Below are 24,193 nucleotides of genomic sequence, written 5' to 3' on the forward strand. Positions count from 1 at the left end.
TGGCAATGTGGTAACCCGGCCCGGGAGGCCTATCCTCCTTCAAGATGATTTTGGCGGGTTCGATCAGCCCTGAAGGAGTACCAGCGATGACCCAGGAACAACTCAAACAGGCAGTCGCAACTGCGGCGCTGGAATACATCAGGCCAAAACTGGAGGAGCACACCGTGCTCGGTATCGGCACGGGCTCCACCACCAATCTGTTTATCGACGGCCTGGCTACCCTGCGCGGCCAGCTCAACGGCACCGTAGCGAGCTCGGAAGCTTCGGCCGAGCGACTGCGCCAACACGGCATCCCGGTCTTCGACCTGAATGCGGTGGATCGGGTCGATTTCTATATCGACGGAGCCGACGAGGCCAACCGTGCACTGGAGCTGATCAAAGGCGGCGGCGCCGCGCTGACCCGGGAGAAAATCATCGCCGCGGTGGCACGGGAGTTCATCTGCATCGCCGACGGCAGCAAACTGGTGCATACCCTGGGCGAGTTTCCACTCCCTGTCGAGGTCATCCCGATGGCCCGCAGCCATGTCGCCCGCGAACTGGTCAAGCTGGGCGGCGATCCAGTCTACCGGGAGGGCGTTGTGACCGACAATGGCAACATCATCCTCGACGTCCACAATTTCAGTATTCCGCAGCCGCTGGATATCGAGAAGCGGATCAACAATATCACCGGCGTGGTGGCCAACGGCCTGTTCGCGCTGCGACCGGCGGACCTGTTGCTGCTGGGCACCGATTCGGGCGTCCAGACCCTGAAGGCGCAGTAGCCGGCCCGCGGGGCCCGGCGGCGTTCAAGCGTCGAAGATCTTGCCGGGATTCATGATCCCGGCCGGGTCAAACACCTGCTTGATCTGGCGCATGATCTGGATCTCCAGCGGTGATCGGCTGTAGTGCAGATACGCCTTCTTCAACAAGCCGACGCCATGCTCCGCCGATATGGAGCCCTCGTAGCGCTGCACAATTTCGAATACCCAGCGGCTGACCTCCGAGCAGCGCTGCTGGAACTCCGCCATCGGCAGTGCATCCGGCTTCAGCACGTTCAGATGCACGTTGCCGTCACCGATATGGCCGAACCAGACTATCTCGAAATCCGGGTAGGCCTCGTTGACCACGGCCTCGATCTCAGCCAGGAAATCCGGGACCCGGGCTATGGTGGTCGAGATATCGTTCTTGTACGGGGTCCAGCGGGAGATCGTTTCCGATATGTCCTCCCGCAAACGCCACAGGGCCTGCGCCTGTGCCACGCTTTGGCTCACGACCCCGTCCAGCACCCACCCCTGCTCTGCACAGTGCTCGAACAGCGCCATGGCCTGCTCCATGTCGGCGGCACTGCCCCGCTCGACTTCCAGCAGGGCATAGAAAGGCGCCACCGTGTCAAAGGGCCGCTGCAGGCCCTGGTGCGCCACTACCTTCTGCAGGGCCAGCTCCGAGAAGAACTCGAAGGCCTGCAGATCCATCGCCGACTGGTAGGCCTCCAACACCCGCATCACCGCGGCCATGTCGGCTACCGCCAGCACCAGCACTGCCAGATCCTGCGGCGGACGGGCGAGACGCATGGTGGCTTCCACTATAATGCCCAGCGTACCTTCAGCGCCTACCACCAGTTGCCGCAGATCGTAGCCCGCGTTGTTCTTCACCAGGCCGCGGTTCAGATCCAGCAGCTCACCGGTACCGGTCACCAGTTTCAGCCCCGCCACCCAATCCCGGGTCATGCCGTGGCGGATCACCTTGATACCACCGGCATTGGTGGCAATATTGCCGCCGATCTGGCTTGAGCCACTGGAGGCAAAGTCCACCGGGTAGAACAGTTCCCGCTCCTGCGCAAAAGCCTGCAACTGGGCGGTGACCACGCCCGCGCCGCAGCGCACGGTACGATCCACCGGGTTGAAGTCGGTGATCTGGTTGATTCGGTCCAGGGCAACCACCACCTCGCCCTGACACGCCACCGCACCGCCACTGAGTCCGGTGCGTCCACCCGATGGTACCAGCGCCAGCTGCCGCTCGAGCGCCAACCGTACCAGGGCCTGGACTTCGCCGACCGACCCCGGCAGCACCACCGCCAGCGGCGCGGCGGGGTGAACCCGCGTCCAGTCCCGGCCATAGTGTTCCAGGGCCCCGGCATCGACGAGGACTCTGTCCTCTCCCACACAGGCGCGCAAGGCAGACAGGACTTCAGGGCTGGCGGCGTTCACGGTTGGCTCCTTGCTTGATTGCTGGGGACAGCGCTAAAAAATGGCGGGGTATGGTACCATACGCGCCCCCTGAGTCCCGCCACCCATTGCCAGATATGAAGAAGGAGTAATCACCTGTATGGCGCCGAAATCGCTTGAGAAAAGCAAGATCCGCATACTGCTGCTGGAGGGGGTTCACCCCTCCGCCGTCGAAACCCTGCGCATGGCAGGCTATGAGAACGTTGAGCAGCACCAGAAGGCGCTGGCGCCGGAGGAGCTCAGACAGGCCATCTCCGACGCACATTTCGTCGGGATCCGGTCTCGCACGCAGTTGTCCGAGGAGGTGTTCGATGCCGCCCGCAAGTTGATCGCGGTGGGTTGTTTTTGCATCGGCACCAATCAGGTAGACCTCGGAGCCGCCACCCGGCGCGGTATCGCCGTCTTCAACGCACCTTTCAGCAATACCCGCAGCGTGGCCGAGCTGGTCATCGCCGAGGCCATCCTGCTGTTGCGGGGGGTGGCTGCGAAAAATGCCGCCGCCCATCGCGGCGAATGGCAGAAATCCGCAGTGGATGCCTACGAGATTCGCGGCAAACGCCTGGGCATCATCGGCTATGGCAATATCGGCATGCAGCTGGGAGTCATCGCCGAGAGCATGGGCATGCAGGTGCAGTTCTACGATGTGATCAGCAAGTTGCCACTGGGCAACGCGCGTCAGCTTCCCAGTCTGGAACAGCTGCTGGCACAGTCGGATATCGTCAGCCTGCATGTGCCCGAAACCCGCGGCACCCGCAATATGATAGCTGCACCACAACTGGCCCAAATGCCCCGGGGCAGCATCCTGATCAACGCCTCCCGGGGTACCGTGGTGGATATCGACGCCCTGGCACAGGCCCTGCGGGACGGCCATCTGGGCGGCGCCGGTATCGATGTGTTTCCGGTGGAGCCCCGCTCCAATGCGGATGAATTCCAGTCCCCGTTGCGCGAGTTCGACAACACCTTCCTGACTCCCCACATCGGTGGCAGCACGGTGGAGGCGCAGGCCAATATCGGTATGGAAGTGGCGGAGAAGCTGGTCCGCTATAGCGACAATGGCACTACCACTTCATCAGTCAATTTCCCCGAGGTGGCACTGCCGGAGCACGAGGGCTGCCACCGGCTGCTGCATATTCACCACAATGTGCCAGGCATCATGAGTGCAATCAACCAGACCTTTTCAGAAAATAACGTCAACGTCTCGGCCCAGTTCCTGCAAACCAATGAAGCCGTGGGATATGTGGTCATCGACGTCGACGCGGAATACTCCGATGTGGCGCTGGAGAAGCTCGCAAACATAGACGGTACGATACGTAGCCGCGTATTATTCTAGTACTGCAACCCGGACGGCCGGCTTGACGCCGTCCGTGGCGATACCATTGACGGGGCACAACCCGGCAGCCGCCGGCCCGTGCCTGCAACATGACGACACTACTACCTTTTATCCGCCATTGTTCCGAGGACCGGTACCTATCCGTCGTGGCTAGCAATAAAGATCAATTTCTGGCGACTCTGGTCACTGCACACGGCTCCGCGCTGGAGCGGTATCTGGCGCGCAAGCTGGACAATCCGGAGGATGCTGCAGAGATCGCCCAGGAGGCCTTTTTACGGCTACACCGGATGGAGTCCCCGGAAAATCTGGACAATGCCCGGGCCTTCCTGTTCCAGGTAGCGACCAATCTCGCGGTGGATCAGCTGCGCAGGCGCAAACTGCACCTGCAATTTATCCGCCGGGAGCGCAGCCACACTGCCGATACCGCACCGGTGGACATCAATGCCAGCGGGGTATCGCCCGAACAGATTCTGGACGCCAGGCAGAAATTGGCGATAATCTTTGCCGCGGTGGACGATCTGCCACTGAATGTGCGGCAGGCCTTCCTGCTCCACCGCCGCAGTGGCATGTCCTACAGCGCTATCGCGCAGGAAATGCAGGTGTCGGTGTCCAGTGTGGAAAAATACATCCTGCAGGCCCTGCAGCACTGCCGCAAGCGGCTGGCAGCATACTTTCCGCCGGAATGAGACGGGGCCGCGGGGGAAAACGTGATGCAGTGCAGCTTTGCAAGATTATTTGCTGAGGGAACTTCCCCGGTTCTCGTTACACTAACATCGACAAATATAAAGATGAATCCGTGGTGAGGTGGCCGGGACATCTTGCTACGGAACGCACATGGCCGGAACGGAGATGAACCAGACTTTTTCAGAGCAATTCGAACGCGACTGCGATACAGCTCTGAGCTGGATAGCGCGGTTTCGCGCCGAAGATGCCTCCGAGCAGGATCACCGCGCCTTCGCCCTGTGGCTGGCCGCCGATGCCGGCCATCGTCAGGCCATGGATCTGATGCTGGAGCTGTGGGACGACCTCGGCTCGGTGCGGCACCTCCCCTTTGACGAGCCTCAGCCAGCGCCGGTGAACCGTTCGCGCAGACGCTGGCTGGGGGCCGCGATCGGCCTTGCCGCCAGCGTCATGTTTGCAGGCTTTTTGCTGCCGTTTGGCACTGATGCCCCTTCAATCGAAGAATATCAGACGAATCTTGGCGAGCGCAGGACACTGACCCTGGACGATCAGTCGCGCATTATCCTGAACACCTCCACCCGTATAAAAGTGGCATACAGCGGCGCGGCCCGGACCATTACGCTACTGCGTGGCGAGGCCTTCTTTGAGGTCCAGCCCGATCCCGAACGCCCCTTCCGGGTCCACGCCGGCAGCGCAGAGGTGACCGCTATCGGCACCGCATTCAATATCTACCGGAATGACGATGACACCGCGATTACCGTCACCGAAGGTATTGTCCAGGTCAGCGAGCCTGGTCAGACCGCCAACCGTGCATCCCAGGTGGCGATACTGCGGGCCGAGGAGCAATTGCGCACCTCGGCACGCGGCCTGGGACAGAGTCAGCGGGTGGATCTTGCCGTCCCCACTGCCTGGCAACGCGGTGAACTGGTGGCCCGGCAACTGCCGTTGACACAACTGACCCGGGAACTGGCCCGCTACCACGATACCCGCATCCTTATCGGTGACCGCGACACCGCCAACCTCACCGTTTCCGGCGTGTTCAATCTCGACCACCCCGACAGCGTTTTGCAGGCGCTGGAACGCAGCCTCGCCCTCAAGGTGGTACGCCTGGATGAACGCACTGTCCAGTTGCTGAAAGCTCCCCAGTAGGATATAACACCGATACTGGTCGGCACATTGTCGTGCCGTTGATTTTTGTTACCAATAATCAACAAGTTGTAACCACCAGGCAGGGTCCCCAGCATGCTTGCCGAGTCGCGGGCGACAAAGTACTTCGCGCACGGCATCGTTTCGGTTTTGCTGGCGATGGCCGCCGTCATGGTGTGCGCGCAGAGTGCTCCCCCCCGGGAAACAACCGCCAGTGCTGTGCAGTTCACCATCGAGGGCGGCCCGCTGTCCGCTGCACTGATTCAGTACAGCCGCCAGAGCGGTACCCCGATTGTGTTCTCCGACCGGCTCACCCGCCAACTCAACGCACCGGCGGTATTCGGCCAACTCGCCCCGGAGGCGGCGCTGAACGCGCTGCTGGAGGACAGCGGGCTGGCCTGGGAATTCATTGACCGGCGTATCATCGCGATCTATGCCGACAGTTGCGAGGCGGGCCAGAGCTGCGCCAGCCCGCGGGAAACCGGTGCCCGGTTTCCCGTCTACGAGCCCGGTATCGAAGAGACCTATGTCTACGGCAGCCGGCTGACCGGCTCACGGATACGCCGCGACCCCACCCGCTACAGCGCTCCGGTGGATGTGTTCGTACGCGCCGACATCGAGCGCAGCGGAGCCCAGACCCTGGGTGAACTGCTCAAGTTCGTGCCGGCAGTGATCGGGAATTCCACCAGCACAGCCATTTCCAACGGTGGTGACGGTACCGCCACGGTTACTTTGCGGGGTCTGCCTGCCAGCAATACCCTGATCCTGATCAATGGCCGGCGCATCGCCAATGACGGTCTCGCCGGTGAGTCAGTGGACCTGAACAGCATTTCTCCAGCAGCCGTGGAGCGGGTGGAAATTCTCAAGGATGGCGCTTCCGCCATCTATGGCTCGGACGCTATCGCCGGCGTCGTCAATATCATCATGAAGCGTGACTTCCACGGTGTGCTGGCTGAATCTCACTATGGAGAGAGCTCCCGCGGCGACCTGACCACCACCACCCAGACCCTGCAGTACGGTACCGGCTTTCGTGATGGCGGCCTGTTCATCAGTGCCTCCCACTACGAACAGGAACCGCTGTTCAGCCGCGATCGGGCGGTGTCCCGCAGTGCCGACACCCGCGCCCTGGGAGGTTCCGACCAGCGCTCCAGCGCCACGCCCGATGCCCGCATCGTACTGCCGGATGGCCGCACCCTGATCGCTGACAGGAGCGGTGGCTACCGACCCGCAACGGACGAGGACCTGTTCGATTTCCAGGCTTTTACCAGTGCGGTGGTGCCGATGCGGCGCAGCAGCGTCTATGCCAATGCCAGCTATGACCTGAATGAGCAGGTGACGACGCTGCTGGACGTCAGCTACCTGCAGACCAGTGCCAACGCAACCCTGGCGCCCACGCCGATTTTCACGGCCTTTGAGCGAACCCCGATCAGCGTTGCCGCTGACAACCCGTTCAATCCTTTCGAGGTCGAATTGACCGACGTGCGCCGCAGGCTGCTGGAGTTTCCCTCCCGCCAGAAGCGCAACGAGTCCAAGGTCGCCCGGATCAGTGCCATCGTCGAAGGCCTCTATGCCGACTGGCACTGGGACGTGGGCTACAACTGGAGCCGCAGCGAGGCCCGGGAGACTGTGAGCAACCTGGTCGACGCCGATCGCCTGGCCCTTGCTGTGGGCTCACCGGACCAGTGCCGGGGTGCGGCAATCGACGGTTGTGTCCCAGTCAACCTGCTGGGCCCCGCGGGCAGCATCGGACCAGACCAGGTCGACTACCTGATCCTGGACGGTGACGTCAGAGGTCACTCCACACTCTCCAGTGCCAGCATCAATTTGAGCAATGCGTTGCTCAACCTGCCCACGGGACGGGGCGACCTGGCATTGGGCGTGGAATTCCGGCACGAAGCTACCGCCAAGCGCCCCGATGCCCGGCTGGCAAGCACTGGCACCATCGGTGGCGGCAACTTCGAGGCGACCAGGGGCGACCGCAAGATCCTGGAACTGTACGCAGAAACCCGCCTGCCCCTGTGGCGCAGCCACTCGGGCGGCCGCTCACTGGAACTGGAAGCCGCGCTGCGCCAGTCCAGCTACAGTGATTTTGGCGCCAGCACCAACCCCAAGCTGGGTCTGAAGCTGCAGCTGGGTCCGTCCCTGGCCCTGCGCGGCGGCTATGCCAGGGGCTTTCGCGCCCCCAGCCTGAACGAGCTGTACGAGGGCAGCAGCGAAGAGCAGGCCTTCATCGCCGACCCCTGCACGCTGGCCGCCAATGTCGGGGTACTGCCCGGTTGCGAGCAGCAGGCGGACCCCACCCGCAACCAGTTCCTGACCGTCCGGGGCGGCAACCCCGACCTGGACGCAGAGACCTCCGAATCCTTCACCGCCGGACTGATCTGGACGCCGGCAGCGATCACCGGATTGCGGGTGGCGATGGACCTGTTCCAGATCGAGCAGCGGGATGTGGTCTCGTCCAGCGCCCAGTTCATCGTCAACCAGAATGCCCGCGACGGCAGCTTTGACAGCAGTGTCATCCGCGATGCGCAAGGCAACCTGCTGCGCATCAACGCCAACAATATCAATACCGGCAGGCGCCGGATCCAGGGGGCGGACCTGGGACTGAGTTACCATTTCCCGCGCCGCGGTCGGGGCCAGTGGTCGCTGACCGGCAGCGCCGCCTACATCCACGAGTACCTGGCCCAGCTTGAAGCCGGAGCCGAGGAGGTGGACCTCTCCGGCAGTTTCCGCGACGAAGCCTCCGAGGGCCTGGGTGGCATCCCCGAGTGGAAGTGGCAACTGGGACTGCAGTGGAAGCGCAAACGCTGGCAGGCCAGCTACGACGTTCATCATGTCAGTGCAATGGAAGAACAGGTACCGGGCGGCAATCGCTTGCGACTGATCGACTCCTGGACTGTGCACGACCTGCAGCTGAGCTATAATTTCAACGTCCTGGAAGGACTGCGTCTGACCCTGGGGCTGGACAATATTCTCGATGAGGCTGCTCCTTTGGCAGCTTCTGCGTTTAACGATAACATTGACGCTCGAACCCACGAACTCAAGGGGCGCTTCTGGTACACCCGTCTCAGCCAGCGCTTCTGACCCCGGAGTTGTTCCCATGCGCAACCTGTTTTATACCCTCCTGCTGGCGCTGGTCTGCAGCGGCCCTGCCGCGTTGGCGGCAGACTCCGACTTTCCCGGCATCCGCAAACTGATGAGCGAGGAGGAATTCCGCGCCGCCGGCCTGCACCGGCTCAGCCAAGAAGAGCGCGCGGCCCTGAACCGTTGGCTGGTCAGCTACACCGTAGAGGAAGCGCCTGAGCTGCTGCGCAGCAATCAGGAAGTGCGCAAGGCCGATGAATCGATACGGATAGAGGCCAATATCAAACCGCCGTTCTCGGGCTGGACCGGGGACACCCTGTTTCATCTCGACAACGGCCAGGTCTGGCAGCAGCGGCTGCGGGGACGCTATTTCTACAACGGCGACGACACCGCGGTAGTGATCGAGAAAAACCTGCTGGGTTTTTACAAGATGACGCTGCAGGCCTCGGGCAGGTCAGTCGGCGTCACCCGGGTTCGCTGAGCCTTCTTTGCGCCGGCCTGGGCCCACAATTTCTGGTAATTTGGCAAGTTCCCGGCCGATAGCGTGAATATGTCACAAATACGACGGGAACTTTGAGGACCGCCCCCTGCAATTCGTCTAATGTCTGTATCCAGTGGCTCCAGCCACAGGCAATAGCATGCTTAATCAAGTACAGGGGTATTACTATGTTAAGGAAAAATCGTCTTACTGTGGCAGTCTCTGCCGCCCTCGGCCTCGGCGCCGCGGCAGTAATGCCGTCCGTCGCCAACGCCCAGGAAGAGCTGCTGGTCGAGGAAGTCATCGTTACCGGCTCCCGGATCCAGAGGGCCAACCTGGTGTCCGCCAGCCCGGTCACCCAGGTCGATGCACAGGAGTTCAAGTTCCAGGGCACGACCCGGGTTGAAGACCTGATGAAGAACCTGCCCCAGGTATACTCCAACCAGAACTCCAGCCAAGCCAATGGCGCCACCGGCACCGCCACCCTGAACCTGCGCAACCTTGGCGACGAACGCACCCTGGTGCTGGTCAACGGCCGTCGTTTGCCCGCTGGCTCTCCCATCCAGGGCGGCACCGGCGCCGACATCAACCAGATTCCCGCAGCGCTGATCCAGCGGGTGGAAGTGCTGACCGGCGGCGCATCCGCCACCTACGGCTCCGACGCGGTGGCCGGTGTTGTCAACTTCGTGATGGTCGATGATTTCGAAGGGGTCGAGTTCGACTACCAGTTCAGCCAGTACCAGCATGACAACAACAACAGCGGCATCCGCAATATCGTTCAGGATGCCGGCTTCCCCGTCCCGACCGGCAGCAATACCGACGGTGAAATCCAGAACTGGTCGCTGGTCATGGGCGGCAACTTCGACAACGGCCGCGGCAACGTCACTGCCTATGCGGGTTACCGCGAAATCGATCCGGTCCTGCAGAGCGAACGCGACTACTCCGCCTGCGCACTGGGTGTGAACGTGGGGAGCTGTGGCGGCTCCGGTACCAGCGCTCAAGGCACCTTCATTACTCCTGTCGGCAACTTCTATGTCGAGGGTGACCAGGTCGTGCCCGGCAGCCAGGTGTACAACTACGGACCGCTGAATTTCTATCAGCGCCCCGACGAGCGCTACACCGGCGGGGTTTTCGGGCGCTATCAGATCAATGAGCATGTCGAGACCTATACCGAACTGAGCTTCATGGACAACCGGACAAACGCGCAAATCGCGCCTTCCGGTGCCTTTGGCGTCTCGTTCGACTTGCGCAGCAGCAACCCCTTCTTGTCCGACCAGCAACGCAGCCAGTTGTTCAGCGACCCCGATGAGCTGAATGACGACGGCACCCTGCCGATCACCCTGCTGCGCCGCAATGTCGAAGGCGGCCCGCGCAACCAGGACCTGCGCCACACTACCTTCCGTGGCGTGTTCGGCTTTCGCGGAGACATTAACGAAACCTGGCGCTATGACATTTACGGCCTGTATTCGGAAGTGTCGATGGAGAACACCTACAACAACGACCTCTCCAACGCCAAGATCGCCAATGCGCTCGAGGCGGTCGAGTTCACTGATCCCGAAACCGGCGAAACCAGCACCGTCTGCCAGTCCGTGGTCGACGGCACTGACCCGAACTGCGTGCCCTGGAACGTATGGGAAACCGGCGCTGTCGATCCGGCAGCGGCGGACTACATGGAACTGCCGCTGTTCGCCCGCGGCACCACGGACCAGAAAGTCTTCTCCGGCTACCTGGCCGGCAGCCTGGGTGACTACGGCATCAAACTGCCCTCTGCCAACAGTGGCGTGGAAGTGGTAGTCGGTGCTGAATACCGCAAAGAGAGCCTGAACTTCAGTCCGGACGAAGGCTTCCAGCTGGGCCTCGGGGCCGGCCAGGGTGGCGCCACCAATCCGGTGAACGGTGAGTACGACGTTACTGAATACTTCACCGAGATCAGCATCCCGCTGGTTGAAGGCGCTGCCTACGCGGAAGAAGTCACCATGGACCTGGGCTATCGCTACTCCGACTACTCCACCGGGGTGACCACCGATACCTACGGTGTTCGTGGCGGCTGGGCGATCAACAGCGACGTCAAGCTCCGTGGCAGCTATCAGCGCGCAGTGCGGGCACCCAATATCCGTGAACTGTTTCTGCCCACGGGCTTCAACCTGTTCGACATGACCCAGGACCCCTGCACCACCAGCCCGGACGGTGATCCGCCTACTGCAAGCATGGAACAGTGCCAGCGTACGGGCCTGCCTCCCGAGCTGTACAACGACTTCGTGGATTCCTTCGCCGGCCAGTACAACTACCTGCAGGGCGGCAACACCGAACTGCAACCGGAAGAATCTGACACCTACTCGCTGGGCTTTATCTGGTCCCCCACCTTTGTGGAAGACCTGACCCTGAGCGTGGACTGGTACTCCATCGAAATCGAGCAGGGCATCGATACGCCGAATCCTGAAACCATTCTGGACGAATGCATAGCAGGCGATGACAGCCAGTGCGCGAAAATCAACCGCGGTCCCCTCGGTGACCTGTGGCTGGGCTCCGATGTCAACAGCAGCGGCCACATTGTAGCGCTGTTGGAGAACCTGGCACTGGAGGAAGTGGAAGGCTGGGATATCATCGTCGACTACGCTCTCGGGCTTGGCGACATGGGCACCCTGACCTTCAACAACACCATGTCAATCATCGACAAGTGGGACCAGCAGGAGTTTGCCGCTGCGCAAACCGTTGACTGTGCCGGCACCTGGGGTGGCCCCTGTGGTTATCCGACCCCGGATTTCCGCAACAACCTTCGCGCTACCTGGCTGACCCCGTGGAACGTGACTGCCAGTGTACTTTGGCGCCACATCGGCGGCACCGATGATATCAATAACAACGTTGATATCGACAGCTATAACTATTTTGATGTCGCAGCGGTATGGGATGTCATGGACAGTGCTTCCATCCGGTTGGGCTTGAACAACGTGTTTGACCGGGATCCGCCCATCGTGGGTGATGGTGCCGGTCCGTCCAACAACGGGAATGGCAACACCTTCCCGGGGATGTACGACGCCCTTGGCCGCTACATGTACATCGGTGCCACCGTCAGCTTCTGATGCCCGCTGCACTCCCCGGCCCGCCCGGGGAGTGCCACACATCAGGAATCACTGCAAACCCGGCCCCGTGCCGGGTTTGCTTTCTCTGGACCAGGGCCCGGGTTGACTCGACCGCCCTCCAGTGGAAAACTTCAACAAACGATACAAGGATTACCCCATGCGAATTCTAGCAACGACTCTGTTACTGTCAGGCTTCCTCTCATTGCTTAGCGGCTGCGCCGGCACCGCCAATCCCGCCAACCAGGTTGCGGCGGCCGATCAGGAAGGAATGCGCTGCAAGACCATGATCAAGACGGGCACACGCCTGGGTACCAAAGTGTGCAAGACCGAAGCCCAGTGGCGACAGGATGCCCGGGACAGCCGGGAAGCCACTGAAGATATCCAGCGTACCTCTACCCATGGCCCCGCAGGCGAGGGTATCTGAAGCCTCTCACTCGAAGCTGTAGGCCTTCACTGCCTGCAACAGTTGCGACAACCAGCCCCGCTCTTCCGGGCTGAGTTCCGGGCGCCAGATATCAAACAGCAGTACCACACGGGGTTCCTGGCTCTGATTCCAGGCCTCGTGCTCCACACTGTCATCAAAAATGAGCAGTTCGCCCTCTCGCCAGGCCCTGCTGTAGTTGCCCACCCGCAACTCGCCACAATGGGAGGGAACCACCAGCGGCAGATGGCAGATCAGGCGGCTGTTGACGGCGCCGTGATGCGGTTCAATACGCGCGCCGGGTGCGAGCCGGGAAAACAATACCGAGGGCATCTGGCCGGGAATCAGGCATAGCGGTACCTGCTCCAGTGCGGCCACAGTCCGGGGACACTGCTCGGCGACTGCTGCCACCCGCTCGCCCTCGCGCCACAGGTAACAGGCACCCCAGTCCATGCTACCCAGATTGCGGCTGCTATTCAGGATGGGTTGATGTTCGTTCACCTCCAGATAAGGCTGGAAATGACGGTCGTCCCGGGAAATCGCCAACAACTCTTCCCGGATCGCATCGGTCTGGGCTTCCAGTTCCGCCACCCAGGGAAATTCCTCGCGGCCATAGAAAGCCCGCTGCGGCAGTCCGGGGAAATAGAAGCGGGTGGGCTGTTGCAACTGCACCGGCGCCTTGCCACAGGCGATGTCCAGGGACTCGGCAACGCGCGGGTGTTCACGGCGACTGAAACCCGCGTCCTCCAGCGTCTCCAACAGATAATTCTCGTACTGTGCCGCCCGGCGGTCGCAAACATCCTGCGCCCGGTTCAAGCCCTGGACTACGTCGGCAGGCAACTGCGGCGTGGCTGCAGCTACCCGCAGCGCGGCCTGATAGAACTGCAGCGCAGTGCTGGCCTGGCCCAGGCGGTCCAGATGATCGGCCTTGAACAGCAGCGCCCTGAGGTTGCGCGGTTCCAGCTGCAGGGCCCGGTCCACGGCCGCGAGCGCGGCATCGGCCTGATCCAGGTTGACCCTGGCAAAAGCCAGGGCCAGCCAGGTGGAAGCGGCCACCGGCCCTGCTGCGGTCAACGCCTGCAGCAATTCCGCCGCCTCCGCCGCATCGCCATTGCGCAGCGCCGCCAGGGCCCGCTGCAAACGCTGATCACCGCCGGTGGTCACAGTCGCCGTCCTTGTGGAGCGGGAGCAGGAGCCTCGCCGTGGTCACTCCTGTCGTGTTGCTGCTTTTCCATGCCATCCCCGAGATATCAACGCAGATTCTGCCGCGACAGGCGCGACAGCAGCCAGGCGTCGCGGCCATCGACGACCGTCGTCCAAGAGAGCTAATGGTAGCAGACAGGGGAGACCAATTCCGCCCGCTCAAGGATAACTACTACCGCTCCGCGAGCAGATCCAGCTTGTGTCGATAACGGAGCTGGTCCTCGTCCCGGGATAACTCCAGCGCCTGCTGGAATCGCTTGCGGGCAGCATTCCTGTCACCCAATTGCAGATAGGTGAGTCCCAGCAGCCGGTGAAATTCGTGCTCCTGCCGGTGCTGGCGGATCGCTCCCTGCAGCAGGCGCTGAGCCTTCGGGTAGTTGGCGTTGGCATAGGCCTGCTCCGCCAGGTGATACAGATAATAGGGGTTCTTGCGCCGGAACAGCTGCACCCTGTCGCGGTGCCAGGCGCTCAGATCTGCTTCGCCCAGTTCGTGGTAGAGCCGGGCGAGGTTGCTGTGGGCGGCGGCCTCATCACCGATATCGATCGCCAGCAAATAAGCGGCCTCGGCGGCTTCAGGGTCTCCCTCGCGGCGGTACAGGGTACCCAGATTGGTCCATACATGGGCCGTGCGCGGGCGCAGCTCAAGTGCGGCCCGCAGGTGCAGCAAAGCACGCTCCGGATTCTCTTCGCCCATCCAGTGCACGCCCATGTTGTTGTGGTAGCGCGCCAGGGCCTCTTCGTCGCTAAGAATGCGGCGGCGGAATTCCCGGTTGTATTCCTCCAGATTGAAGTCCACCACCTGCTCGCCATGCGGCAGCTTCACCAGCGCGTTGATATGGAGGTTGTAGAGCCAGGTTTCCCCCTCGGCGGCCCAGGAGGGCGGGATTTCCACTTCCTGGTAGCGGGCATTCACCCCTGCTTCCCGCGCCAGGGCCACGAACAGGTTGGTGAAGGACATGCAATTGCCTTCCCGGCTGTAGAAGGCTTCTTCAGCGGTATAGGTGCGGAAATTGTCGTAGCGCAACTGCAGGCCGTCCTTGAGAATCGCCTGCAGGATGAGGTGTATTTTCCGGCTGTCACCGGCATCCGGCGGTACGTGCTGCCGCAGAAAGGCCCGCATGTCCTCATTGATTGCTGTCAATGCCACCGGCGCCAGGGCTGCCTCCGGCGCCACATCCAGGCGCTCACCGGCCAGCAGTTGGGCACGGCTGACGGAAACCGCGCGCTGCACCGGGGGCTGGACAGCGCAGGCAGCGAGTGTCGACAATGCCAGGGCGGTAATGAGTGTGCGCATAAGGTGGCGATACAACATGGCGGGCCTCGCAGTACGGTATCCAAAGTGGCCTCTTGCCAGAGCATAGCACTAACTCGCCTCTGCGGGCACTACCGCGGGATGGTCCACATTTGAGCCCCGACAGTGATAACAACTATACTTCGCGGCGCCGCGAGATCGCGATAGGGAGCGAACATGGATACAGTTTCTGCTTTTATCACCCTGCTGTTCGTAATGGACCCGCTGGGCAATGTACCCATATTCCTGTCGGTACTGAAGGATGTGGAGGCCAAGCGCCGGCAGTGGGTGATTCTGCGGGAGCTGCTGATTGCCCTGGCGGTGCTGCTGGTATTTCTCTATGCCGGCTCCACGGTGCTGGAAGTACTGAACCTTAGACAGGAATCGATCAGTATCGCCGGGGCCATCATTCTGTTCCTGATCGCGCTGCGCATGATCTTCCCGAACCCCCAGGGCATGATGGGCGATACCCCGGACGGCGAGCCCTTCATCGTGCCGCTGGCAATTCCCATGGTTGCCGGACCTTCGGCACTCGCCGTCACCATGCTGCTGGTGCACAAGGATCCGGAACGCATGCTGGACTGGACCTTCGCGGTGGTAGGAGCCTGGGGTGTCTGCGCCGTCCTGCTGATGGCATCACCGCTGCTGCTGCGGGCCCTGGGCGCGCGCGGCCTGATCGCGATGGAGCGGTTGATGGGCATGATCCTGGTGATTGTCGCGGTGCAGATGTTCTTTGACGGGGTACGGACGTTCCTGAACCTTTCGACGGTGTAGCGGATTGCGGGTTCGCGGGTTCGCGGCCTCACATTCCGAAGGACTACCCCCGGCAATGACCTATTGCTTACTGCGAACTACGGCCCAGCCCGATCCCGCCAATCCCCATCCATCAAAACAGTCCAATACGTTGCCATTCCAGATCAAAGCCCTACACTTAATACTGCACAAATACACAGCATCAGGAAGACAGCCCCCATGACCAATCTCGCCTTCCCTCCCATCCCCGTCGACTTTGACACCGACCATCTCGCCAACGAAATCACACTTCTCGCCGGCCAGATCAATGCCGCCAACCATCGGCTGCTCAAACTCATCGCCCAATTCGACCAACGCAAGGGCTGGAGTGGTGGCGGCACCGTGCGCTCCTGCGCCCACTGGCTGAACTGGAAATGCGGCATTGCATTGAGCGCCGCGCGGGAGAAAGTGCGGGTGGCGGGTTGCCTGGAATCCCTGCCGCAGATCGACACGGCCTTCGCCGCCGGTGAGATCAGCTACTCCAAGGTGCGAGCCATGACGCGGGTGGCAACGCCGGAGAACGAGGACTTTCTGCTGCGTATCGCCCAGTACGGCACCGCCAGCCATGTTGAAAAAGTGGTGGGCAAATACAGGCAGGTGACCCGCAAGAACGATGCCGACGCGGAACTGGAGCAGGAGGAGGGCATTGAAAATGCGTGACAGGACCTGCCGTTTCCCCGGCTGCTGCGAGTCGCGCTATGTGGATGCGCACCATATCCGGCACTGGGTAGATGGCGGCGAGACCAGTCTCGATAATCTGGTGACCCTGTGCCGCTACCACCACAGGCAGTTGCACCGGGGCGCATTCACCCTTTCCACCCAAAGCAACGGAACTGGCAGGCGGCTCGTCTTCAAGACACCCGCGGGCCACATACTGGAAACAAGCCTTGCTCCCCAGTTCCCGGACGCTTCCGCGGAAACGTCCGGCACCGCGCTGCGAAACATTGCACCGGATATCAATCCCAGAACGGCAGTAACCCGCTGGGCGGGGGAAAGTTGTGACTACGGGATGGCGGTAGATGCATTGCTCCAAAGGCAAGGGGATTTGAGTGCCTCGCTGCCACGTCTGAGCTTGCCGAACGGATCATAGCTGTGGAACTCCAATGGGTTGCCGCCGCCGTCGTCCACCAGCGCCACCGTTCTCCGTGATCACCGTCAGGATCGAGCTGAACCCAACTCCATTTTGTACACTTCATATTGCACAAAACAAGATCCCTGAATTATACTTCCCGAACGCCCATCACGCTCAAGGCAACTGCCATGCAAGCGATAACATTTTCCCATCTCAGAACCCACGCCCGTGAGTTAAAAGAAGCGTTGAAACGGGGGGAAGAAGTTGAGCTAACCAGCCATGGACAGGTGATCGGCATTATCAAACCCAGCAACAGAAAAACTGACAAAAACGAACGGGCTCAAGCGCTAAAAGCGTTTTTCCAACTCGGTGAAGATATATCCCTGGACGCCGAGCTGGAAAGAATCAAGTCCGGCCGGAAGGGACGCAGTCATGCTGTTTGATACCAATATTTTCATTTATCTGGAAAAGCAGAACACCAAGGCTATTGACCTTATCGAACGAACAGAGAATATCCACATCAGCGCTATCACCTACATGGAGCTAATACAGGGGGCAAGTAGCAAAAACAAAGCCCGACTGGTAGAAAGGCTATTGCAGGCATTCAACATCCGGATTCTGGAATTGAATGAAAACATTAGCATCATCGCCCGCCTTTTAATTAAACAACATGCCCAGAGCCGTGCCCTGACCCTGGGCGATGCCCTGATCGCAGCGACCGGCATTCAATCGAGCCTGGAGCTTGTCACTGCCAATTACCGGGATTTCCGGTATATCGATGGCCTGGGTGTTCGGAAATTCACTCCATCTCGACAGTGTTAGTGGGGTGGAACCCCTGTTGCCTGGCTCGCGCCAGATAGCTATTGAAGTTAATGTCCCTAAGCATCATTAACCGCATGCTCAATTAACCTGTTACACACTTCTAAGTGTGATGGTCTGCCATCGCTCCCGCACTCACCACCCAAGATACCGATCAATAACCTCCAGATACCGCGCCCGTATAAGCGGGGATTCGTTGGCAAGGTGATGACCGGCGCCATGGACCAGTTCAATCCGCAGTCCCGGAAACAACTTGCCGTAGCGCGGTAGGTTGAAGCGCCAGTCCACAGTGGTATCGGCGTCGCCCTGGACCAGCAGGGCCGGCCCGACTCCCAGATCCTGCAGCGGCAGTTCCGCCAGCCAGCGCCGCAGGGCGCCCACCCAGGCCAGCGGAATGCGCTGTGCCTGCAGCGGATCACTGCGTACAAACGCGAGGAATTCCCGGTCTGAGGAATTGGTGGCAAAGTCCCGCGGCACGGAGCTCAGCAGGCGCTGCAGCAGGCCGTGGGCCGCGCGGACCTGCCACCAGCGCGCGGGTTGCAGCAGCGGCGCCAGCAAGACTGTGCCGGTGAACGGCCAGGGAGCATGATGGCGGGCGAATTCGACCAGCGCCGCTGCCCCGGTGCTCTGGGCCAGTACCTGCCAGGGCAGGGCCGGCAGTTCAGCCGCGGCCAGGACGGCGGCGATGGCGTCGCCGTATTCGGCAAAATCATTGATCGCGGCGGGCGTACCAGTGGACAGGCCGTGGCCGGGCAGGTCGAAGGCCAGCACGTTGCAACCGCGCTGCAGCGCATGGTCCACCAGGTGCCGGTACAGGCCGCAGTGATCCAGATAGCCGTGCACCAGTAGCAGGTTGTGGTGGGCGTCGGCAATTTGCCAGCTGTGTACTGCCAGCCGGTAGGGTCCCGACAGGACCACCCCGGCCTGATGGCTGACGCCGTCCAGGCTTTGGCTGAAATCCATCCCGTAGTAGCGGCAGAAGGCCACCAGTTCCGGTCCCGGCGGCCTCCCCTGTGCAAACGGCGGCAGCGCCTCGCGCAGGGTCTGAAGGCTCGCGGCATCGGGCACGGGCAGTGCGCCGGGCGCAGGCCCGGCCCCGCTCATTGTCACTGGGCTGGCTCAGTTTACCTTCGGTGCCAGGGTGCCGGCATCGTAGGCCTGCTGCATCGCAATCAGCGATTTCACCCTGATCCGGTCCGCCTGACCGGCGGCACCAAAGGCCTCATAGCGGGCCACGCAGATCTCTTTCATCGCGGTGACGGTGACAGCAAGGAACTTGCGCGGATCGAATTCCGCAGGATTCTGTGCCAGGAAACGCCGCACCGCGCCGGTGGAAGCCAGCCGCAGATCGGTGTCGATGTTGATCTTGCGTACCCCGTGGCGGATGCCCTCCTGGATCTGCTCCACCGGCACGCCGTAGGTTTCCGGGATCTGGCCGCCAAACTCGTTGATGATCGCCAGCCATTCCTGGGGCACGGAGGAGGAGCCGTGCATCACCAGGTGGGTATCGGGAATGCGGGCGTGGATTTGCTTGATCCGGTCAATCGCCAGGGTATCTCCGGTAGGCGGGCGGCTGAACTTGTAGGCACCGTGGCTGGTACCGCAGGCGATCGCCAGCGCATCGACCCCGGTGGCACGCACAAACATCGCCGCTTCCTCCGGATCCGTCAGCATCTGCTCGTGACTCAGTGTGCCCTCGGCGCCGACGCCGTCTTCCTCTCCCGCCTGGCCGGTCTCCAGCGAACCCAGGCAACCCAGCTCGCCCTCCACCGACACCCCGCAAGCGTGAGCCATCTCGACGACCGTGCGGGTCACTGCGACGTTGTAGTCATAGTCCATCGGCGTCTTGCCATCCTCACCCAGGGAGCCGTCCATCATCACCGAGCTGAAGCCCAACTGGATGGAACGCTGGCAGACGCCCGGCGAGACCCCGTGATCCTGGTGCATAACCACGGGAATATGGGGGAACTCCTCGATTGCCGCGGCAATCAGGTGCCGCAGGAAGGGCGCGCCGGCATATTTGCGGGCCCCGGCGCTGGCCTGCATGATCACCGGTGAGTTGGTGGCATCGGCGGCCTCCATGATTGCCCGGGTCTGTTCCAGGTTGTTGACGTTGAAAGCGGGGACCCCATAGCCGTGTTCGGCTGCGTGATCCAGCAACTGGCGCATACTGATAAGAGCCATGACAGATTCCTTGGTTGTTACTGCTGCGGGGACGGTGCCATCAGGCCTCGTCCGCTCGTTGTTGAAGCATCGCGACGGCGGGCAGGGTCTTGCCTTCGACATATTCCAGAAAAGCACCACCGCCGGTGGAGATATAGGAAACCTTATCCGCGATACCGAATTTGTCAATCGCTGCCAGTGTATCGCCGCCGCCCGCCAGGGAGAAGGCGGAACTGTCGGCAATCGCCCGGGCCAGGGCCTCGGTACCGGCCGAGAACTGGGCGAACTCGAACACCCCTACCGGCCCGTTCCACAGGACAGTACCGGCATCCGCAATCACCCTGGCGATGGCTGCGGCGGCATGGGGACCAATATCAAGGATCATGTCGTCGTCTGCCACCGCATCCGCGGATTTGGTCTGCGCGGCGGCGGACTCGGCGAATTCCTTGCCGGTCACTACATCCTCCGGCAACGGTACACTGGTCCTGGCCATCAGCTCCCGGGCCGCGGGGATCAGGTCGTGTTCGCACAGCGATTTGCCCACCGGCTTGCCACTGGCGGCCAGAAAGGTATTGGCGATACCGCCGCCCACCACCAACTGGTCCACTTTTTGCGCCAGGGTTTCCAGCACGGCAAGTTTGGTGGAGACCTTGGAGCCGCCAACTATTGCCACCAGCGGCCGGGCCGGATGGGCCAGCGCCTTCTCCAGTGCGTCCAGCTCGCCCGCCAGCAGCGGGCCGGCGCAGGCCACCGGCGCGAAGCGGGCCACGCCATGGGTGGAAGCCTGGGCCCGGTGGGCGGTGCCGAAGGCATCCATCACGAAAACATCGCAGAGCCCGGCATAGGCTCTGGCCAGCGCCTCATCATCGGCTTTTTCGCCGGGGTTGAAGCGTACATTCTCCAGCAAGGCCACCTCCCCATCCTCCAGGCTGACGCCCTGGCGCCAGTCGCTGACCAGCGCCACCGGCTGGCCCAGCAGTTCGGCCAGGCGCTCCGCTACCGGCGCCAGCGAAAACTCTGTGGCGGGTTCGCCCTCCACCGGCCGCCCCAGGTGGGACATCAGCAACACGCGGCCACCGGCAGCCACTGCCTGGCGGATGGTCGGCAGGGCCGCGCGGATGCGGGCGTCGCTGCTCACCCGGCCGTCCTTCAGCGGCACATTCAGGTCTTCGCGGATCAATACCCGTTGTCCTGCCAGCTCAAGCTCACTCATCAGTTTCATAGCAACTCCTGTTTAGAGGCGTACCAAGACATTTGCGGACATGTCCGCAAGGGTAGCGAAGATGCCGGTTCAGATCACTGCCTTGCCGGGGCCCGACTCCGCTGATTGCGGCGGGCGCTGCGGCAGGCTGCCCCACCAGGCGGCGACATCGAGCATGCGGTTGGCATAGGCCCATTCATTATCGAACCAGGTCAGTACTTTCACCAGCTGGCCGCCGCTGACCCGGGTCTGGCTCGCGTCGACAATACTGGAGCGCGAGTCGTGATTGAAGTCGCAGGAGGCCAGTGGTTCGGCGGTATAACCCAGTACGCCGTTGTAGGCACTCTCCGAGGCACTGCACAGGATGCGGTTGACCTCCTGTTCACTGGTATCACGCCGCACCTGTACCGTCAGATCCATCGCGGAGACGTTCAGCGTCGGCACTCGCAGGGCCTGGGCCGTGAAACGTCCCACCAGCTCCGGCAGGATCCGTTCCACCCCCTTTGCCAACGCGGTATCCACCGGAATGATGGATTGGGAGGCGGCACGGGTCTTGCGCAGGTCGGTGTTGTGGTAGGCATCCAGCACCGGCTGGTCGTTCATCGCCGAGTGAATCGTCGTAATGGTGCCGCTGACGATGCCCAGGGCGCGATCCAGTGCGTGGATGACCGGCACGATGCCGTTGGTGGTGCAGGATGCCGCCGAGACGATCTGCTGGCCGCCGTACAGGGTGTCGTGGTTGATGCCGAATACCACGGTGGCGTCTACATCGCCCTGGGCAGGCTGGGAAAACAGCACCTTGCCGGCACCGCGGTGCAGATGCTGCTCCGCGGTGGCCCGGTCGCTAAAGGCGCCGGTACACTCCAGCACCAGGTCGACCCCGAGCTCGTCCCAGGGCAGCCGGGCCACGTCGGGCTGGTGCAATAGCGCGATGCGGTCACCTGCCACCTGCAACTGCGTGTCACTGCCCTCCAGCGGCAGTGGGAAGCGGCCGTGGGTGGAATCATAGCGGGTCAGGTGCAGTACCGTGCGGGCATCCGCCAGCTCATTGATCGCCACCACCTGCAAGCGCTGGCGCAGCTCGCTTTCGTACAGCGCCCTGAGAATGCTGCGGCCGATCCGGCCGTAACCATTGATGGCGAGACGCAGCATCCGATTACTCCTCCAGCAGGACCTCTTCCGCAACCGCCAGCACATGTTCGACGGTGAAGCCAAAGTGCTGCATCAGGTCGGCTGCCGGCGCGGACTCGCCAAAGGTGGTCATGCCAATCACCCGGCCATCCAGACCCACGAACTTGTACCAGTAGTCCGTATGCCCGGCCTCGACGGCGACCCGGGCCAGCACGTCGCTGGGCAGGACCTGTTCGCGGTAGGCGGCCTCCTGCTCCATGAACAACTCGGCGCAGGGCATGGAGACAACCCGCACCTGCTTGCCCGCCGCCGCCAGTCGCTGGGCTGCTTCCACTGCCAGCTGCAGCTCCGAGCCGGTGGCGAGCAGAATCAGCTCTGGATGCTGCTCGCAGTCGCGCAGTATATAGGCGCCGCGTGCTATCGCGGCGACCTGGTCCGGCGTGCGTTCCTGATGGGCGAGGCTCTGGCGCGAGAACACCAGCGCGGTAGGGCCGTGGCTGCGCTCCAGCGCCGCCTTCCAGGATACCGCGGACTCCACCGTATCGCAGGGTCGCCAGGTATGCAGGTTGGGCGTTGCGCGCAGCGCGGTGAGTTGCTCCACCGGCTGGTGGGTGGGACCGTCCTCGCCCAGACCAATGGAATCGTGGGTATAGACGAAAATCGTACGCAGCTTCATCAGTGCGGCCATGCGCACCGCATTGCGGGCATATTCCATGAACATCAGGAAGGTGGCGCCGTAGGGCACCAGGCCGCCGTGCAGCGCGATGCCATTCATGATCGCGGACATGCCGAATTCACGCACCCCGTAATACACGTAGTTGCCACTGGCATCCTCACGGGTGACGCCCCGGGCGCCCGACCACAGGGTCAGGTTGGAACCGGCCAGGTCGGCCGAGCCGCCCAACAGCTCCGGCAGCAGCGGCCCCAGACTGTTGAGCGAATTCTGGGAGGCCTTGCGCGAAGCGATACTCTGGCCCTCAGCCTGGCATTGTTCCACCCAGGCCTGAGCCTGGGTGGCGAATTCCGCGGGCAGCTCACCCGCCAGGCGCCGCCGCAGCTCGGCAGCCAGCTCTGGAAAAGCCTCGCTGTAATCTGCCATTGCCTGCTCCCAGGCCTGCTCCCGGACAGCGCCCGCCGGCCGCGCATCCCAGCCGCCATAAATGTCTTCCGGGATTACGAAGGGCTCGTGCCGCCAGCCCAGCGCCTGCCGGGCGGCGGACACTTCGTCCGTTCCCAGCGGTGCCCCGTGACAGGACTCGCTGCCCTGCTTGTTGGGTGCACCCTTGCCGATAACCGTCTTGCAGCAGATCAGCGTCGGCTTGACCTGCTCGGCCCGCGCCTCCTCGATTGCAGTGCGCACGGCCGCCGGATCGTGACCGTCGACGCCAGACAGCACCTGCCAGCCATAGGCGCGAAAACGGGCCGGAGTGTCATCGGTAAACCAGCCGTCCACCTCGCCGTCGATGGAAATGCCGTTGTCGTCATAGAATGCAATCAACTTGCCGAGGCCCAGCGTGCCCGCCAGCGAGCAAGCCTCATGGGAGATGCCCTCCATCAGGCAGCCATCACCCACAAATACATAGGTATGGTGAGTGATCACCTCGTGCCCAGGCCGGTTGAACTGGGCACCCAGGACCCGCTCCGCCAGCGCCATGCCGACCGCATTGCTGAGTCCCTGCCCCAGCGGCCCGGTGGTGGTTTCCACCCCCGGCGCATAGCCGTACTCCGGGTGACCCGGCGTCAGGCTGTGGAGCTGGCGGAAATTCTGCAGCTGCGCCATTGGCAAATCGTAGCCGGTCAGGTGCAGCAGGGAGTAGATCAGCATCGAGCCGTGCCCGTTGGACAGCACGAAACGGTCCCGGTTGGGCCACTGGGGATTGGCGGGGTTGTGCTGCAGAAAGTCGTTCCACAGCACTTCCGCAATGTCGGCCATGCCCATCGGGGCTCCGGGATGGCCACTATTGGCCCGTTGAACAGCGTCCATACTCAGGGCGCGAATGGCATTGGCAAGGTCGGAACGGGCGGGCATCGGGATCTCCGTGGCTGGGCGTTGGGGTCACTGGCTAAACGGGGCGCTATTTTCGCGTAAGCGGGCGC

The 24,193-nt window shown here is 62.3% G+C and carries 21 protein-coding genes; 13 read left to right on the plus strand and 8 right to left on the minus strand.

What is annotated here, in order from left to right; translation table 11 throughout:
• The first annotated feature begins 86 nt into the window (after positions 1-86).
• On the plus strand, positions 87-761 hold the full coding sequence (gene rpiA, locus G3T16_RS08820; RefSeq protein WP_163494738.1) for a ribose-5-phosphate isomerase RpiA: 675 nt from the start codon (positions 87-89) through the stop codon (positions 759-761).
• Positions 762-785: 24 nt separating this feature from the next.
• On the opposite strand, the gene G3T16_RS08825 is transcribed toward rpiA, so the two are convergent.
• Positions 786-2,186, minus strand: a complete 1,401-nt coding sequence (locus G3T16_RS08825; RefSeq protein ID WP_163494740.1) for an FAD-binding oxidoreductase — start codon at positions 2,184-2,186, stop codon at positions 786-788.
• Positions 2,187-2,304: 118 nt separating this feature from the next.
• Between G3T16_RS08825 and serA the strand changes: the two genes are divergently transcribed.
• From serA to G3T16_RS08860, 7 genes are all read left to right on the plus strand, one after another.
• A complete protein-coding gene (serA, locus tag G3T16_RS08830; RefSeq protein WP_163494741.1) occupies positions 2,305-3,534 on the plus strand; it encodes a phosphoglycerate dehydrogenase in 1,230 nt (409 codons plus the stop codon).
• A 146-nt stretch (positions 3,535-3,680) separates the two neighbouring features.
• On the plus strand, positions 3,681-4,220 hold the full coding sequence (locus G3T16_RS08835; RefSeq protein WP_232059320.1) for an RNA polymerase sigma factor: 540 nt from the start codon (positions 3,681-3,683) through the stop codon (positions 4,218-4,220).
• Positions 4,221-4,383: 163 nt separating this feature from the next.
• Positions 4,384-5,364 (plus strand): FecR family protein, encoded by a 981-nt coding sequence (locus G3T16_RS08840; RefSeq protein WP_163494744.1) that lies wholly within the window; start codon positions 4,384-4,386, stop codon positions 5,362-5,364.
• A gap of 93 nt (positions 5,365-5,457) precedes the next feature.
• Positions 5,458-8,445 carry a TonB-dependent receptor gene (locus G3T16_RS08845; RefSeq protein ID WP_163494746.1) on the plus strand — a complete coding sequence of 996 codons (2,988 nt, stop codon included), beginning with the start codon at positions 5,458-5,460 and terminating at the stop codon, positions 8,443-8,445.
• Between the two features lie 16 nt (positions 8,446-8,461).
• Positions 8,462-8,926: a hypothetical protein gene (locus tag G3T16_RS08850; RefSeq protein ID WP_163494747.1), complete on the plus strand. Its 465-nt coding sequence runs from the start codon at positions 8,462-8,464 to the stop codon at positions 8,924-8,926.
• Between the two features lie 209 nt (positions 8,927-9,135).
• Positions 9,136-12,003 carry a TonB-dependent receptor domain-containing protein gene (locus G3T16_RS08855; protein ID WP_232059321.1) on the plus strand — a complete coding sequence of 956 codons (2,868 nt, stop codon included), beginning with the start codon at positions 9,136-9,138 and terminating at the stop codon, positions 12,001-12,003.
• Positions 12,004-12,160: 157 nt separating this feature from the next.
• Positions 12,161-12,427, plus strand: a complete 267-nt coding sequence (locus G3T16_RS08860) for a hypothetical protein (RefSeq protein WP_163494750.1) — start codon at positions 12,161-12,163, stop codon at positions 12,425-12,427.
• A gap of 6 nt (positions 12,428-12,433) precedes the next feature.
• Here the strand turns inward: G3T16_RS08860 and G3T16_RS08865 are convergent, their stop codons facing one another.
• Positions 12,434-13,588: an aspartyl/asparaginyl beta-hydroxylase domain-containing protein gene (locus G3T16_RS08865; RefSeq protein WP_163494752.1), complete on the minus strand. Its 1,155-nt coding sequence runs from the start codon at positions 13,586-13,588 to the stop codon at positions 12,434-12,436.
• 211 nt (positions 13,589-13,799) lie between these two features.
• The gene (locus G3T16_RS08870) at positions 13,800-14,939 is read right to left on the minus strand and encodes a tetratricopeptide repeat protein (RefSeq protein ID WP_163494753.1); all 1,140 of its coding nucleotides are present in this window, start codon (positions 14,937-14,939) and stop codon (positions 13,800-13,802) included.
• A 156-nt stretch (positions 14,940-15,095) separates the two neighbouring features.
• On the opposite strand from G3T16_RS08870, the gene G3T16_RS08875 reads away from it, so the two are divergent.
• The 5 genes from G3T16_RS08875 to G3T16_RS08895 all read left to right on the plus strand — a co-directional run bounded on the left by G3T16_RS08875 (position 15,096) and on the right by G3T16_RS08895 (position 17,604).
• Positions 15,096-15,692, plus strand: coding sequence for a YhgN family NAAT transporter (locus tag G3T16_RS08875; RefSeq protein ID WP_163494755.1), 597 nt, complete (start codon positions 15,096-15,098; stop codon positions 15,690-15,692).
• A 198-nt stretch (positions 15,693-15,890) separates the two neighbouring features.
• Complete coding sequence (locus tag G3T16_RS08880) at positions 15,891-16,370, plus strand: DUF222 domain-containing protein (protein WP_163494757.1); 480 nt, start codon at positions 15,891-15,893, stop codon at positions 16,368-16,370.
• Positions 16,363-16,800 (plus strand): HNH endonuclease signature motif containing protein, encoded by a 438-nt coding sequence (locus G3T16_RS08885; protein WP_197911976.1) that lies wholly within the window; start codon positions 16,363-16,365, stop codon positions 16,798-16,800. The genes G3T16_RS08880 and G3T16_RS08885 overlap by 8 nt, the downstream gene beginning before the upstream one ends.
• A 170-nt stretch (positions 16,801-16,970) precedes the next feature.
• Positions 16,971-17,225 carry a type II toxin-antitoxin system Phd/YefM family antitoxin gene (locus G3T16_RS08890; protein WP_163494760.1) on the plus strand — a complete coding sequence of 85 codons (255 nt, stop codon included), beginning with the start codon at positions 16,971-16,973 and terminating at the stop codon, positions 17,223-17,225.
• Positions 17,215-17,604: a type II toxin-antitoxin system VapC family toxin gene (locus tag G3T16_RS08895; protein ID WP_163494762.1), complete on the plus strand. Its 390-nt coding sequence runs from the start codon at positions 17,215-17,217 to the stop codon at positions 17,602-17,604. The genes G3T16_RS08890 and G3T16_RS08895 overlap by 11 nt, the downstream gene beginning before the upstream one ends.
• Before the next feature lie 132 nt (positions 17,605-17,736).
• Here the strand turns inward: G3T16_RS08895 and G3T16_RS08900 are convergent, their stop codons facing one another.
• The 5 genes from G3T16_RS08900 to tkt all read right to left on the minus strand — a co-directional run bounded on the left by G3T16_RS08900 (position 17,737) and on the right by tkt (position 24,125).
• Complete coding sequence (locus tag G3T16_RS08900; protein WP_163494764.1) at positions 17,737-18,705, minus strand: alpha/beta hydrolase; 969 nt, start codon at positions 18,703-18,705, stop codon at positions 17,737-17,739.
• A gap of 15 nt (positions 18,706-18,720) precedes the next feature.
• Positions 18,721-19,785, minus strand: a complete 1,065-nt coding sequence (fba, locus tag G3T16_RS08905; RefSeq protein ID WP_163494766.1) for a class II fructose-bisphosphate aldolase — start codon at positions 19,783-19,785, stop codon at positions 18,721-18,723.
• A 40-nt stretch (positions 19,786-19,825) separates the two neighbouring features.
• Positions 19,826-20,977, minus strand: coding sequence for a phosphoglycerate kinase (locus G3T16_RS08910; protein WP_163497033.1), 1,152 nt, complete (start codon positions 20,975-20,977; stop codon positions 19,826-19,828).
• A gap of 78 nt (positions 20,978-21,055) precedes the next feature.
• On the minus strand, positions 21,056-22,117 hold the full coding sequence (locus G3T16_RS08915; RefSeq protein ID WP_163494767.1) for a glyceraldehyde 3-phosphate dehydrogenase NAD-binding domain-containing protein: 1,062 nt from the start codon (positions 22,115-22,117) through the stop codon (positions 21,056-21,058).
• A 4-nt stretch (positions 22,118-22,121) separates the two neighbouring features.
• On the minus strand, positions 22,122-24,125 hold the full coding sequence (tkt, locus tag G3T16_RS08920; protein WP_163494769.1) for a transketolase: 2,004 nt from the start codon (positions 24,123-24,125) through the stop codon (positions 22,122-22,124).
• Positions 24,126-24,193: the final 68 nt, after the last annotated feature.

Origin of the sequence: Kineobactrum salinum, assembly GCF_010669285.1 — a bacterium.
Classification (GTDB): domain Bacteria; phylum Pseudomonadota; class Gammaproteobacteria; order Pseudomonadales; family Halieaceae; genus Kineobactrum; species Kineobactrum salinum.